Source organism: Nostoc sp. DSM 114167 (genome assembly GCF_052692655.1).
Window position 1 is genome coordinate 5,865,220 of the sequence record NZ_CP195116.1, and the last position, 13,704, is coordinate 5,878,923.

A 13,704-nucleotide genomic window follows, 5' to 3' on the forward strand; every position below is an offset into this window, starting at 1 on the left:
TTCATGATAGATAAATGATTAAAGTTGGCAACTATCCTGTGGGGCATGATTTCAGTGGTGTTTTCGCTTATCTTGGATAGCAGAACACCGCGATGCCTGTGGCGGTAAACAACGCACCTCAATCTAACCTATCATACTGTAATCGCTAAAAGGCAGCAAATCTAAGGAGTGTTTGACACTAGCAGCGATGCACAATGGCACAGCGATCGCATTAGACCTCTTGCAAAAGTGCTTTTTGCAAGAGGGGGGAAAGGGTAAAGGTTAAAGGGGAAGGGGACAATACACAACCTTTTCCCGACTTATGCAATAAGTCTATTGTTTCCATTGAGACTGCCTACTCAAGTTTAGAAACTGCTAAAAACAGAAACAAATGAACGAATTACAAGCAATTTTAGAAGGCTTCCAGTCAAGTCAAAAAAATGGTGAAATTACTTTTCTTGCTACTGTAGTCAAAACTCAAGGTTCAACCTATCGCCGACCGGGTGCTAAAATGCTGATGACAGATACAGGTCGGACGATCGGAACAATCAGCGCTGGTTGCTTGGAAAACGACGTATTTGAGCATACTCAACAACGAATGTCGGACGGCGAACCAATTGTTGTTACTTACGATAACACCGCCTCGGAAGATATTCTTTGGGGCTTTGGTTTGGGGTGCAATGGGACAGTGCAAGTTTTGATTGAACGTCTTGAAAAAGAAAGTTTACTGAATGCGATCGCTTTTATGCAAGAGTGCTTCGATCGAAAACATTTGGGTATCATTGCTACAGTCTTTGCCTTTGAAGGCGAGGTAGATGTGAAACTTGGAGCGCGCTTACTGATGTATCCTGATGGTAAAACGATCGCTGACATCAAAGATCCACATTTAATTCAATCTCTGCAAATAGATATTCAAGCAGCTTTTACTAATCAAAAGTCTAGTGTAAAAAACTATCAGTTACCTTTAGGCAGTGCAGAAGTTTTTATTGAAGTCATCCAACCACCTACACCTTTAGTAATATTTGGTGCAGGTTATGACGCTATACCCGTAGCACAGTTTGCTCAAGCATTAGGTTGGGATGTTACTGTAGTCGATTGTCGAGCTAATGAGGCTACTGAAGCTCGATTTCCAATAGCTTGTGATGTGATTCTGACTCGGCGAGAAATTGTACAAAAACAGGTATTTATAGATGTCAACACAGTTGCTGTAGTGATGACGCATAATTATCTTGATGACCTGGAAATTTTGAAAATGTTGCTGCCATTTCCCGCACGCTACATAGGGGTTTTAGGGCCAAAGGCGCGTACTGAAAGATTGCTTGAAGATTTAGGTTCGCAAGGAATAGTTTATACTACCGAACAATTAACCAGATTGCATGGCCCGATTGGGATTGATATCGGAGCAGATACACCAGAAGAAATAGCGATCGCGATTATTGCAGAAATTCAAGCAGTGCTAACAAACCGCAATGGTAATTTTTTAAGAAATCGCAATCAACCGATTCACCAATGTGATGAAAGCAACTCAAACTTGCTACTTACCACCTAGTTTTTATGACTCCTATAGACAATGAGAAATCAACCATAGCCATTATGATTCTTGCTGCTGGTGCATCTACACGGATGGGTACACCGAAACAACTATTGCTTTACAAAGAGCGTAGTTTGCTGCAATATATTATAGACATGGCGATCGCTTCAGTTTGTCAACCTGTGGTAGTAGTACTTGGAGCCAACGCAGAACAGATTCATCCCCAAATTAAACAACTTCCCGTTAAAGTAGTTAAAAACTCGGATTGGGTTTGTGGAATGAGTACCTCAATCAAGAGTGGTATTGAATTGTTAAATAATCTTCCGCAAAAAATAGAAGCAGTAGTTATTACACTTTGCGACCAGCCATTTGTTTCTACCCAAATTATCAATCAACTTGTTGATACATATTATTCGACAAAAAAACCGATCGTTGCTTGTGAATATGGAGATACATTAGGTGTACCTGCTCTATTTAGTCAGACATTTTTTTCAGAACTTGCCACTTTAAAAGAAACTTCAGGAGCAAAAAAAGTTATTAATCATCACCTTAATGAAGTGTTTTCTATTCCGTTTCCATTAGGGGATATCGATATTGATACACCAAAGGATTACGAACAATTGCTATCAATTACTAAAAGAATTTTTGAAGTATCTTGAACAAAAACGCTAAAAGCGAACTTATATCCCCCTCAATCCCTTGATAAATTGGGGGACTTGATTCTAGTTCCCCCCTTTTCAAGCTACGGTGTACACACAAGTCCTTCTGACCCCCTCTAATATCGTGTCTGGTTAAAGACTTATCATGAAGACGGCAGGGGAGCAGGGAGCAGGAGGCAGGGGGAAAGAGGGTTTCCTGGTTTTTGCACAGATACGGGAATTATAACTTATTAGGCGGACATGATATAACTCCCCCTTGTTAAGGGCTAGAGTGTACACACAAGTATGACCAGCATAAGTTTCAATTCTAGTAGTTTCGTCGGGTGCGTTATGGACACGCCGAATCAACAAATGCGTACGCCAAATCAACAAATGCGTACGCCAAATCAGCAATTGCGAACTCCAAATCAGCAATTGCGAACTCCAAATTAACAATTGCGAACTCCAAATTAGCAATTGCGAACTCCAAATTAACAATTGCGTACGCCAAATCAGCAATTGCGAACCCCAAATCAACAATTGCGAACCCCAAATCAGCAATTGCGTACACCAAATCAGCAATTGCGAACCCCAAATCAACAAAAGAATGCGTCACATAGACAAAACCCTCCGCTTATCCAGGTATCACCCCCCTTAATCCCCCCTTGTTAAGGCTACGGTGTATACATAAGTCGAATTACCCCCCTTAATCCCCCCGATATATTGGGGGGAAATAAGAAATCTTGTTCCCTCCCCAAGTGGAGCGACTGGCGTGGGCTAGGGGGGATCGATAGGTGCCTAAAGTCACAGCTAACCAATTTTAAAACAACCTCTAAGGCTAGAATTTCTTTCCTAGCCTTTTGTTTTTAAAGCATTTTAGCAATGAGGATATTAGTAAACAATTTTATTTAAGAGCGGCTAAAGTTCGATGTCCAATTATTCCATCTGCTCTTAATCCTTTAGATTTCTGAAATTTGATTACAGCTGCACGAGTCTTATTATCAAACACACCATTTACGCTTGCTGTATAGAATCCTTGCTGTTTTAAAGAATTCTGAACAGTTTTCACTGTCTCTCCTCTGCTGCCTACTGTTAGTACAGTACCAGTACTACGCTTTGCCACACGATTAGACTTGTGCTTGGCACTAACCTTTGGTACAGCATTAGGCTTTTTCATGGTATTGCCTGGCTGAGTACTTTGGGCAATGTGGGTAGCAGTAGCCGAATTTTGGCTTTTATTATTAGTTAAAGAGTAAGCAGGTACAGCAGTAGCTAGAGTCAACGCAGGGAGCAAAGCAAGTACTTTCCAATTCATTTTCTTGTTCCTTACAACTGTATGAGATTTTGCAATTTCTATTTGAAGAATCATCTTCATAAGGTACTGTGCCTTAAGTGATTTTCTTCTGTAGATTCTGGTGTGTGGGTTTAGTCTGAGACTATTTCCGAAGCCAGAGCTATAGCATCACACGTCGTATTGACAAAGCTATTGCGAAATTGTGACAAAACCATGACTAAATGTATTAAAATTTATGTCGCACGAAATTGCGCTAGTACCGCAAGGCGGAATTCAAAATTAAAAATTAAAAATTAATACGGCGTAAGCATTTCATTGATTTTGAATGGAATGGCACGCTTGTTAAGATACAGCCTTTGCCCCAACTGGTTAAAAGCCTGGAGGCTGGGAACGAGGATACAATAAGTCTTTGGGCTTTACAAGCGTGCCATTCGGTTTTGAATGCGTGGTTTATTTCCGCCGCTTTGTACTAGTCTCTTTTATCCTCAGAACCCAACATTTTCAATAATTTTCTAGCAGCTAAAACGCCCATAACTCCTGCGCCAACCACCTCCACTGCTTGAACAACTTTTTTGCCCACATCATGAGGATCGAGATGGTGATGAAAAATCTCTTCATCCACCCATTCAGTTGTTGCTTTAAAGTCATGAATTGGTGTTGGTAATAGTGTTAAATAAGTTCCTTGACGAATTAAATGCCCGGATTCTCCTGCAACTTCAAAAACATTGAATAAATTAGCAGCAGCATCATTTAACCCTAATTTCAAGAGAGTTCCGCGTATATTTACCTTTAATGGTTTGAAGTCTCCACCTAAAGCTAATGCTTTCAAATTTTGGGCAATATTGGCTCCTTGCTGATAAGCAACTTGGGCTGTTGGCGGTAGTGAATTATCTTGAACTGCGACACAATCCCCGCCTGCAAATACTTCTGGAAAGTCGAGTAGTTGCATTGTGGGAGTAACTAAGAGGCGGTTGTGGCGATCGCGATGTTCTTGAGAAATTGGTAAATCTTTAATTAGTGGGTGAATAGAAGTACCAGCTGTCCAGATTGCGGTGTATGTTGGCAATGTTTCAATTTGCTCATTGCGCTTATATTCAATCGCATTGGCATGAATAGTAGTGGCTTCTGCTCCCGTAAGTATTTCAATTGGAATCGTGCGTTTTTGTAATTCTTTTTCAGCAATTGGGCGCAGAGGATTGTTAATATCACCATTGAGAATTTCTTGACCGTGATTGAGCAATACCACCCGGATTTCACTAGAATTTCCTCCCATAGCGCTATACCAATGTGGGAGTAAATCAGCTAAGGTAGCTGCCATTTCTACACCACTTGCACCACCACCAACTATAACTATTGTTAGCAGTTGACGACGTTGTTCTGGATCTTCAGTTTTGATTGCTTTTTGCAAACAATCGCCTAAATGCCGGTCGAGAGCGATCGCATCTGCTTCTGTCCAAAAAGGAAAAGCGTGTTCTTTAGCACCTTCCAGATGATGATAAGCAGTAACACTACCTAAAGCTAAGACTAAGTTACTGTAGTTGTATGAGTTTCCCGAAGCTAATTTGACTTGTTGTTGGTGCAAGTCAATCGATTCCACTACATCTTGAACAAAAATTACACCACTACCTTTAAGCAATTCTACAAAACGCGGTACGACTTGAAAAGCATCCATCTCGCCACTGAAATATTCGTAGAGTAAGGGCTTAAAGCAAAAACTTTCATTTCGATCGATCAAAATTACAGAGCGAGGATAATGTTCGTGAGCTAGGTGTAAGGCTGTAAATAAGCCAGTGAAGCCACCACCAAGAATCACAGTTTGATAAACTGGGTTGTTCATAAAATATCTCTTTTACCAAATTCATAACTCACTTTTATATAATTACTCCTTTTGTTAAGGTAAAACTTAAAAAAGTCTAAACTTTTACCAATAGAAAAAGCGATCGACTATGGCGACCACTTTCTCTATAGATAAAAAAATTATTTCTTATTTAGCTATATTGCATCTACGTTTCAGCTACCGAGAGAAGCATTTACAGACAAATCTGGTATGTTAACTAATCCTAATGGATTTGCCAGGGGTTGATTTCCTTGCGCTTGTGTGTTGAAGTTCAAATTTCCTTGAATCAATCCCGACTGAGGAGATAAGTCGCCGTTATTAACTTGAATGTTGAATATTTCACTGGCTCCATTACCGATCACAGTGTTTATACCATTATCATTACCAATTCCTCCTACTACTAGCATTGATTGTGCATCACTCAATTCTTCTAACAAGCTAGTTTCCAAGTCGGCAATTTTGTTGTTTGTCATAACTTCCTTCGTTCATTAATTCCCAATATTTGAATTTAACCATCTACTACCTACTAATTTAAATCTTATTAACAGGATAATGAAGGTTTACTGCAAAATATACTACTTTTCCTACTTTTCCTACTTTTCCTGCTTGACTAAATAACTACTGTTATAGCTAAAGATGCTATTGCTAGAAAGATTACCCCATATTCGTTTCAGCATTAGCGTACAATTGAAGTGAATGGCACTAAGAAATGTGGTTTAAATTTGCAATTGCTTTTGTAATTCGTGCCGGGGTTTCGTCATTAAGGGGTAAGCTTAAGTGCGAATTTATAAGACTTACGCAAAACTACACGTTGTAGGGACAATTCATGAATTGCCGTTACCTAAAAATCAGGATTTTGGCTATTGTTTGCGTAAGTCATGATTTATTTTTACTTATACCTCTATTAGTTCTTTGTCTTTACAAATGACTAATTCACTATATAAATAAAAATAAGGCAATTAAAAAGACGCTGAGGAACAAAGCGAAAGCAATAGCGTATTCGACTCTACGACTAAAAAATCCCACAGCAGCAATTAGAGCGATCGCTAATCCAATAATGCCAATATATTGCTCTTTTTGTAACCCACGTGCAATGAGTGGGTCTTTACCTGGTGCGGGAGTTTCTTGAACTGCTTTTGGCGCGAGTTCTGAGGCTGGTAATTCTTGAATGAATAAATTCATAAAGTTACTCCTGTAAATACTTGGTAAACTGAAAATTTTTATGCCCGCCAAAGATAGAGAAGCGAGAAAAGGAAGACCCAAACTACATCAACAAAGTGCCAAAATAGAGTTGTCGCACTTGTACCGAAGTGAGTTTTATTATAATTGCCTGGAATGAATGAGCGAATCAGCATAATTATCTGAAGCACTACACCCGCCAAAACGTGTAAACCGTGGAAACCTGTTAGCAAATAGAATGTGGAACCAACTAATCCCGTAGTCAGCTTGAAATCGAGATTTTTCCACTCAATTAATAGACCAATTAAAAAGTAGATTCCCATTGCGATCGTTATCAACCAGAGCCAGCGAAATTTACTCAATTGATTTCGTTTGAGGGCATTTTCTGCTGGTTGAATTACAAAGCTACTAGAAAGTAAAACTACCGTATTAATAATCACGAGCTTAGACAATTCTGGCCCAGAAACCCCAGGTGGTAGCCAGTTATTGGTATTCAGTCGTAAAGCAACATAAGTAAAGATAAAACTCAAAAAAATGATACTTTCCGACAACAGGAATACAGTAAACCCAAACATCCCTTTGCCATGATGATCTTCATGACTTCCGCCACCACTTGGCAGAAAGCGCTGTAACCAATTCGGTAAGCGTCGCCGCCACCGATCGAAACGGATCGGACTTTCATCTATATGGATTCTGGGACGTTGCATGATTTTGGTCATTGGAAATTAAGAATTGGGCATTGGGCATTAGGATTGAATCTTCAATTTTGAATGCGTGAATTTTGAATTTTGAATTGATTTCTCCCCTGCTCCCCATTTTCTAGTGAGACTCATCATTATCAGAATTTTCCACGAATGAATATTTGGGATCGCCATAGTCGTAAGGAGGTCTGTTGACAACAGGAATCTCTTCAAAGTTATCTCGCGGAGGTGGTGAAGAAGTTGTCCATTCCAATCCTGTCGCGTGCCAGGGATTATCAACTGCTCTGGCTCCATATAGCCAAGAACCGACAATGTTAGCAATAAAGGGCAGTGTGGAGACTCCCAGCAAGAACGATCCCAGGCTAGCGATAACATTCCAACCTTGATACTGGGGATCGTAGGAGGATATTCGGCGTAACATCCCCTGCAAACCTAATGGATGCATAGAGAAAAAGGTGATATTGGCAGGAATAAAGGTCAACCAGAAATGCAGTTTACCCCAACCCTCCGCGTACATCCTGCCAGTGATTTTGGGAAACCAATAGTAAATTCCGGCAAAGATTGCCATTGTGATGGTATTAAAAACAATGTAATGGAAGTGACCCACAACAAAGTAAGTATTATTGACGTGGATATCAAATGGCGTGGCGGCAAGCATCACACCAGTGACACCGCCAAAAATAAACATCGCTGCACCTCCCATTGCAAATAGCATTGGTGTCTCTAAGTGCAACTTGCTCCTCCAGATTGTGGCAGTCCAAGCAAATGCCTTAACACCCGTGGGTATGGCAACTAACATTGATGTGGCCATGAAGGTCATCCGCATCCAGCCGGGGGTAGCACTGGCGAACATGTGATGCGCCCAAACGAAGATGCTGACTACAGCAATACCTAAAGAAGCAAGAGCAACTGATCGATAGCCAAATAGAGGATTGCGAGAAAAGGCTGGGAGAACTTCCGCAATAATACCGAAGGCTGGTAGCGCCATGATATACACTGCGGGATGAGAGTAGAACCAAAATAAATGTTGGTAAATGATCGGATCGCCACTTCCTTCAGGTTTAAAAAATTGTGTCCCGAAGGAAAGGTCAAGCAACAGGAGTATCAATGCACCTGTCAAAGAAGGTAAGTTAATCAGCTGCAACAACTGGGCGCTAAAAACTGACCACACAAAGACGGGCATTCTAAAAAATGTCATCCCTGGCGATCGCATCCAAAAGATAGTGGTAACAAAATTGACAGCCCCCATAATTGAAGAGATGCCGATTAGTACTAGGCTAACTATCCAAATAAACTGACCGTTAATCAACTGATCGGCTGGAACTTGCAGACTAACTGGTGGATAAGACCACCAACCAGCTTGTGCAGTCCCGCTTGGTAGTAAGAAACTAGACAGTAGTAGAAGACCGGCTGGTGGCAAAATCCAAAAAGAGATGGCGTTGAGCAGGGGAAAAGCCATATCCCGCGCTCCAATCATCAACGGTACTAGGTAGTTAGCAAGACCTGCATTGAAGGGAATAACCCACAGGAAAATCATGATTGTCCCGTGCATGGTGAATAAACCATTGTAGAGGGGGCGGTCAACTAAGTTTGCTTCCGGGGTGAGCAATTCAGCCCGGATAATCATCGCCAACAGCCCGCCAAGAAGAAAGAAAATGAAGGTCATCACCATGTACTGAACACCGATTACCTTATGATCGGTGCTGAAGCTGAAATATTCCCGCCAGTTATTCTCAGGTTCTCTATTGTTGGCTATAGCTTCACTCAAATCATGTGTCATTATTTATCTTCCTTTGATTGGCTACAGCTCTTTGAGCAGGTGCAACGGTGTACCAGCCGCTTTTGAATAATGTCTTTGGTGGTTGAATATTTTCGGCAATTGCCTGATTTTGAGGGTTCGTTTCGCTAGAGACTGTTTGCGCGAGCCACTGATTATACTTATCAAGGGATTCAACGTATACATCTGCCTCCATCAAGGCAAAATAAGCACCACTGAATTGAGAATCTTTCAGTCGATATTTACCTGGGCGAGTGGGTGTAATCACAATGTCAATGTTGCGTCCTGGAACAATATCTTGCTTTAAGCGAAACTCAGGAACGTAGAAGCCGTGGATTACTTTCTCTGCTTGCATATTTAAGCGAGTGCTGCGATCGCTCGGCAAGTGTAATTCCTTACTGGTAAGATTATTTGGATAGTGGAAAGACCAATCCCACTGCCTAGCGAAAACATCAATTGTTTCAGACGCAGGTTTGGGGACATCGCTAACAGTGGCGGCGTAGGCGGGTGCAGATTCTAGGGGCGCGTGCAAATGCACAATTTGGTTTAGACCGAGAATATTTAATTGCTGATAAATATTGAAGCTTTGAAAGGCAATCCATATTACTAACAAAGTTGGGGTCGCTGTCCACAATATTTCTAACTTTCCATTACCTCTAGAAGGGTGTCCCTCAGTGTAGTCTTCCGGGGGGGCGCGATGAAAGACTATGGCATACACAATCACACCAACCAGCCCCAGCAAGATAAATGCTCCAATTGAGACTAAAAAGCTAAATAAATCATCTACCCGTTGTGCTTCTGCTGTCGCCTGGGGAGGCATCCAAGAAAATGCCTGTTGTCCAATCCACCGACTGACAATTAGCAGCCCTGCGACATAAAACGCTATCAGTACATATTCAAAAACACTAAACATCACAATTTCATCTAAGAGTAGTTCCCGCTTGATTATTTGAGTAGTAAATTTGGGTTTTTACCTTCTTGGAGTAACTTCGCAGCCGTAACGTGAATTCCAAACTCTTCTCCCAATTGCGCCCCCAAAGTTCCGTGGACAAATAAGATGCCCAATATTGCAATACCTGCTAATAAGTAACTCCACTGCACCTGCCTAGAAGCATCCTTGCGCCAGCGATAACGTTGTAAACCTCTCCATATTGTCATGGCAACAACGATCCCCAACAATGAAATGCCACCCAAGCCATGCAAAAGCATCGTCCAACCAGCAGTTAACCCCCAAACGCTCTTTTGATCGATTGGTGGATTTGCTAGCAGTAACTCGAAAAAACCAGCTGCAACAGTGAAAAAGGTGATAAAAGCTGCTCCTATGAGGTTATACCAGCCGACATCAAAGAAACCAGAACGCAGGGCAGGCAGACCTAAAAATTTGAAGATTGGTTTTTCTAAAGCAAACAGCGCTCCGGCAATATCAAAAATAATGGCAAGAATGAACAAACCCAATGTAAAATGCACCAGTTGCGGATGTATGGGAATCTCATAAGGTAATCCGTTAGCATTCAGCCTCAATCTCAACTGGTCAATCAGTTGCCAGTTCATGGCGAAACTCCCTGCTTCATTGCTTGCACAACTGGCTCGATATGTAACCCATACACCCAAACCAGCTTGCTTCCTAGATAGACTTGCAAGCACACCAAGCAGACTAAAAAGGTTGCTACACCAAGGTAAGCCGGTGGTACTTTCCGGGGAGTGCGTTTGCGAATCACGAAACGCCAAGCTGTAATGCCAACAACAATAGCCGCCAGCGACCAACCCATCACCGTATGAAAATTCAGTGTTGGTTGGACTGCTGGGTAGATGTTCGCCAGACCTGCTTCAAACTGACCAAGAATCACCGCTAAAAAAATAGCTGCTGAGGCCACAAACATATTCCAGAAACTCACCTCAAATAACCGCACATTGCGGGTAAAATAACCCAGCACGTCGCACACGAAAGAAAAAAGCACCATCGCAATTACGAAGTGAACAACGATCGGATGTAGAGGGTCAGGGTATGGTAAATTTTGGTTATTCAGAGACAGAGCAGGCATCGCTTTCTCCTTCATGGGTCAAATATATATGCGTTGCATGGAATTGCCATCCGCTTAACGCACCATTCATATTTTCCAGAATACTGCGCTAACGTTACAGATCGACCAATTAAAAAACATTGACAATTTCCGATATACTGCAATTTTTCAAGTAGCTTTTGAAATAAAATACATAATTACTATTTTTCAGTAATTATTTTCTCCAAAGGTCAAAACTAACTAAAACAACTACATTTTTGATTGGTATCATATCTTGATTAATATTTCCAAAAACTAAAAATTTTCTTTTTGATTAGATGGGATTGCTAATAGCAAGTTTAATCAGACGCTTGAGAGTCGCCTAAAAAATGTTTAACGTTTTATGTAGTTCTCTGATTAACTAAAAAATTTACTCTCATCAATAATCAAACTTGCTTTGAATATACCATAAATCTTGCTTGAGATTGACATAAGCTTGAAAACCACATTTTTACAAATCTTAAAAAGAAAAACATACGATTGTCACAGAAATGACAAAGTATTTCAATATTTTTTACTAAAAAATATGCTGGTTATCTTTCTCTAGATAGATTAGAAAAATACTAAAGCTTTTTAAAATCATTTAAAAAAGCAAAACTTTTTTGAGCCATAATTTCCTGATTAAAAAATTAAAATTGTCAGGATAATACTACGCGCAAAAAGCAAAAATATTATGAAGGTCTTGGAAATATTGAGATATTCACAACGAATACAAGTTTTAAAAACATCGAAAGCATTATGAGCTATTCCCCTTACCTGCTCAAAGGTCAAAAAGCACTTGTGACGGGTGCTAGTTCTGGTATTGGTCAAGCGATCGCTCGCTATTTAGCTTTATCGGGTGCAGCAGTCGCCGTCAACTATCGTTCGGAAGCTGAATCAGCCCAAAAACTTGTTGATGACATCAAAGCGGCTAATGGTGAAGCATTTGCTATCCAAGCTGATGTTAGCAAAGAAGACGAAATAAAGGCGATGTTTAGCCAGACAATCGAGCAATTCGGCACTATTGACATTTTGGTAAACAATGCAGGTCTTCAAAAAGATTCACCGTTTGTAGATATGACCCTCGAGCAATGGAATAGAGTTATTGAGGTGAATCTGACAGGACAATTCTTATGTGCTAGAGAAGCTGCAAAGGAATTCTTACGTCGGGGTGTCCAGCCTGATATTTCATCTGCCGCAGGTAAGATTATTTGTATAAGTTCAGTACATCAGGTAATTCCTTGGGCGGGTCATGTTAATTATGCTGCAAGTAAGGGCGGTATAAATATGATGATGCAAAGTATTGCTCAAGAACTTGCACCCCATAAAATTCGCGTTAATAGTATTGCGCCTGGTGCAATCAAAACCCCCATTAATAAATCAGCTTGGGATACTCCAGAAGCAGAAGCAAAGTTATTAAAACTGATTCCAGCAAAACGTGTGGGTGATGTAGAAGATATCGCTAAAGCAGCAGTTTGGTTGGCTTCTGATGACTCTGATTATGTCTATGGTACAACTCTATTTGTAGATGGCGGTATGACCTTATATCCAGGTTTTGCAGACAATGGTTAATTGATAATGCCTAAAAAAGTTACTGTTAACCCTGGTTTGATAACAATCAACGATTAAATTTAGCTGGAGGAGACGTTTTGGCACAAGGTCAAACCAACCCAATGGGAAATTACCCATCCAGATGGTGAATTAGAAGTTTCTGCATAATTATTATTGACTCTCATGGCATCTGATTCATCTCATAAAACTATATTTGCAGCGATGGGCGCTAACTTAGCGATCGCTATTACTAAATTTATCGCCGCCTCCATTACTGGCAGTTCCGCCATGATCTCTGAAGGGATTCATTCGCTGGTAGATACTGGCGATCAACTAGTACTTTTGCTGGGAATTAGAAGAAGCCAAAAGCCAGCAGACGATAGGCATCCCTTTGGTTACGGTCTAGAACTTTATTTCTGGACTTTTATCGTTGCTATCCTGATCTTTGCCCTTGGCGGCGGGATGTCAATTTATGAAGGAATCACTCATTTAATTCATCCCAGCCCTTTAGAAAACCCAATGTGGAATTATATTGTATTAGGTATTGCAATATTATTGGAGGGGTTTTCTTGGACTGTAGCTTTAAAAGAGTTTTTGCCGACTAAGGGTAAACAAAATTTCTGGCAAGCAATCAAAAATAGTAAAGACCCCACAGTATTTACAGTATTATTTGAGGATTCGGCGGCAATTTTAGGCTTATTCGTAGCCTTAATCGGAATCTTCTTCGGACATTTATTTAACAATGTTTATTTGGATGGCATTGCTTCGATTATTATTGGCATTATCTTGGCTATAGTAGCAGTGGTATTAGCCAGAGAAAGTAAAGGATTATTAGTTGGTGAAAGTGCCGATCCTCAAACTATAGCCAATATCCGGTCTTTGTCCAAAACAGAACCAGGAGTGAAAGAAGTTATTCGGGTACTAACAATGCAGCTTGCTCCCAAAGAAGTACTACTTAACTTAGAAATCCAATTTGCTCAAAATCTTACAGGTGAGGAAATAGCCTTAACTGTAGAAAGTTTAGAAGTAAAAATTCGCCAAAAGCATCCGGAAATCAAACAAATTTTTATTGAAGCAAAATCCTTAACTGCCGCTCGGAAATTTTCGTCAACTTCTCAATAAATTTTTAATCGCATAAATATCAAACACAGCATTTTCTAAATGCACTCAAAGCTTAT

At 40.5% G+C, this 13,704-nt stretch carries 13 protein-coding genes; 4 read left to right on the forward strand and 9 right to left on the reverse strand.

Translation table 11 applies throughout. The features are described from left to right. The first annotated feature begins 370 nt into the window (after window positions 1-370). The gene (locus NSTC731_RS24960) at window positions 371-1,528 is read left to right on the forward strand and encodes an XdhC family protein (RefSeq protein WP_445627275.1); all 1,158 of its coding nucleotides are present in this window, start codon (window positions 371-373) and stop codon (window positions 1,526-1,528) included. A gap of 5 nt (window positions 1,529-1,533) precedes the next feature. Then, window positions 1,534-2,169, forward strand: coding sequence for a nucleotidyltransferase family protein (locus NSTC731_RS24965; RefSeq protein ID WP_445627276.1), 636 nt, complete (start codon window positions 1,534-1,536; stop codon window positions 2,167-2,169). Window positions 2,170-3,052: 883 nt separating this feature from the next. Here the strand turns inward: NSTC731_RS24965 and NSTC731_RS24970 are convergent. From NSTC731_RS24970 to NSTC731_RS25010, 9 genes are all read right to left on the reverse strand, one after another. Next, window positions 3,053-3,463, reverse strand: coding sequence for a peptidoglycan-binding domain-containing protein (locus NSTC731_RS24970; protein ID WP_445627277.1), 411 nt, complete (start codon window positions 3,461-3,463; stop codon window positions 3,053-3,055). 448 nt (window positions 3,464-3,911) lie between these two features. Beyond that, window positions 3,912-5,279 (reverse strand): NAD(P)/FAD-dependent oxidoreductase, encoded by a 1,368-nt coding sequence (locus NSTC731_RS24975; protein WP_445627278.1) that lies wholly within the window; start codon window positions 5,277-5,279, stop codon window positions 3,912-3,914. Between the two features lie 173 nt (window positions 5,280-5,452). Further along, entirely contained in the window at window positions 5,453-5,752 is a 300-nt protein-coding gene (locus tag NSTC731_RS24980) for a hypothetical protein (protein WP_445627279.1), read from the reverse strand. Window positions 5,753-6,215: 463 nt separating this feature from the next. Next, window positions 6,216-6,461, reverse strand: a complete 246-nt coding sequence (locus NSTC731_RS24985; RefSeq protein WP_445627280.1) for a hypothetical protein — start codon at window positions 6,459-6,461, stop codon at window positions 6,216-6,218. Window positions 6,462-6,499: 38 nt separating this feature from the next. Further along, window positions 6,500-7,165: a cytochrome c oxidase subunit 3 gene (locus NSTC731_RS24990; protein WP_445632167.1), complete on the reverse strand. Its 666-nt coding sequence runs from the start codon at window positions 7,163-7,165 to the stop codon at window positions 6,500-6,502. 112 nt (window positions 7,166-7,277) lie between these two features. After that, window positions 7,278-8,939, reverse strand: a complete 1,662-nt coding sequence (gene ctaD / locus NSTC731_RS24995; RefSeq protein WP_445627281.1) for a cytochrome c oxidase subunit I — start codon at window positions 8,937-8,939, stop codon at window positions 7,278-7,280. After that, the gene (locus NSTC731_RS25000; protein ID WP_445627282.1) at window positions 8,929-9,849 is read right to left on the reverse strand and encodes a cytochrome c oxidase subunit II; all 921 of its coding nucleotides are present in this window, start codon (window positions 9,847-9,849) and stop codon (window positions 8,929-8,931) included. Before NSTC731_RS25000 ends, ctaD begins: the two co-directional genes overlap by 11 nt. A 32-nt stretch (window positions 9,850-9,881) precedes the next feature. Then, the gene (locus NSTC731_RS25005) at window positions 9,882-10,487 is read right to left on the reverse strand and encodes a DUF2231 domain-containing protein (RefSeq protein WP_445627283.1); all 606 of its coding nucleotides are present in this window, start codon (window positions 10,485-10,487) and stop codon (window positions 9,882-9,884) included. Then, window positions 10,484-10,978 carry a DUF2231 domain-containing protein gene (locus NSTC731_RS25010; protein ID WP_445627284.1) on the reverse strand — a complete coding sequence of 165 codons (495 nt, stop codon included), beginning with the start codon at window positions 10,976-10,978 and terminating at the stop codon, window positions 10,484-10,486. The genes NSTC731_RS25005 and NSTC731_RS25010 overlap by 4 nt, the downstream gene beginning before the upstream one ends. A 756-nt stretch (window positions 10,979-11,734) precedes the next feature. On the opposite strand from NSTC731_RS25010, the gene NSTC731_RS25015 reads away from it, so the two are divergent. Beyond that, window positions 11,735-12,547, forward strand: a complete 813-nt coding sequence (locus NSTC731_RS25015) for an SDR family oxidoreductase (RefSeq protein ID WP_445627285.1) — start codon at window positions 11,735-11,737, stop codon at window positions 12,545-12,547. A 162-nt stretch (window positions 12,548-12,709) separates the two neighbouring features. Continuing rightward, window positions 12,710-13,648: a cation diffusion facilitator family transporter gene (locus NSTC731_RS25020; RefSeq protein ID WP_445627286.1), complete on the forward strand. Its 939-nt coding sequence runs from the start codon at window positions 12,710-12,712 to the stop codon at window positions 13,646-13,648. Window positions 13,649-13,704 lie beyond the last annotated feature (56 nt).

Excerpts from the sequence above, each read along its gene's own strand:
- NSTC731_RS24960 (WP_445627275.1), top strand. The coding sequence starts at position 371 with ATGAACGAATTACAAGCAATTTTAGAAGGCTTCCAGTCAAGTCAAAAA.
- NSTC731_RS24965 (WP_445627276.1), top strand. The coding sequence starts at position 1,534 with ATGACTCCTATAGACAATGAGAAATCAACCATAGCCATTATGATTCTT.
- NSTC731_RS24970 (WP_445627277.1), bottom strand. The coding sequence starts at position 3,463 with ATGAATTGGAAAGTACTTGCTTTGCTCCCTGCGTTGACTCTAGCTACT.
- NSTC731_RS24975 (WP_445627278.1), bottom strand. The coding sequence starts at position 5,279 with ATGAACAACCCAGTTTATCAAACTGTGATTCTTGGTGGTGGCTTCACT.
- NSTC731_RS24980 (WP_445627279.1), bottom strand. The coding sequence starts at position 5,752 with ATGACAAACAACAAAATTGCCGACTTGGAAACTAGCTTGTTAGAAGAA.
- NSTC731_RS24985 (WP_445627280.1), bottom strand. The coding sequence starts at position 6,461 with ATGAATTTATTCATTCAAGAATTACCAGCCTCAGAACTCGCGCCAAAA.
- NSTC731_RS24990 (WP_445632167.1), bottom strand. The coding sequence starts at position 7,165 with ATGCAACGTCCCAGAATCCATATAGATGAAAGTCCGATCCGTTTCGAT.
- ctaD (WP_445627281.1), bottom strand. The coding sequence starts at position 8,939 with ATGACACATGATTTGAGTGAAGCTATAGCCAACAATAGAGAACCTGAG.
- NSTC731_RS25000 (WP_445627282.1), bottom strand. The coding sequence starts at position 9,849 with ATGTTTAGTGTTTTTGAATATGTACTGATAGCGTTTTATGTCGCAGGG.
- NSTC731_RS25005 (WP_445627283.1), bottom strand. The coding sequence starts at position 10,487 with ATGAACTGGCAACTGATTGACCAGTTGAGATTGAGGCTGAATGCTAAC.
- NSTC731_RS25010 (WP_445627284.1), bottom strand. The coding sequence starts at position 10,978 with ATGCCTGCTCTGTCTCTGAATAACCAAAATTTACCATACCCTGACCCT.
- NSTC731_RS25015 (WP_445627285.1), top strand. The coding sequence starts at position 11,735 with ATGAGCTATTCCCCTTACCTGCTCAAAGGTCAAAAAGCACTTGTGACG.
- NSTC731_RS25020 (WP_445627286.1), top strand. The coding sequence starts at position 12,710 with ATGGCATCTGATTCATCTCATAAAACTATATTTGCAGCGATGGGCGCT.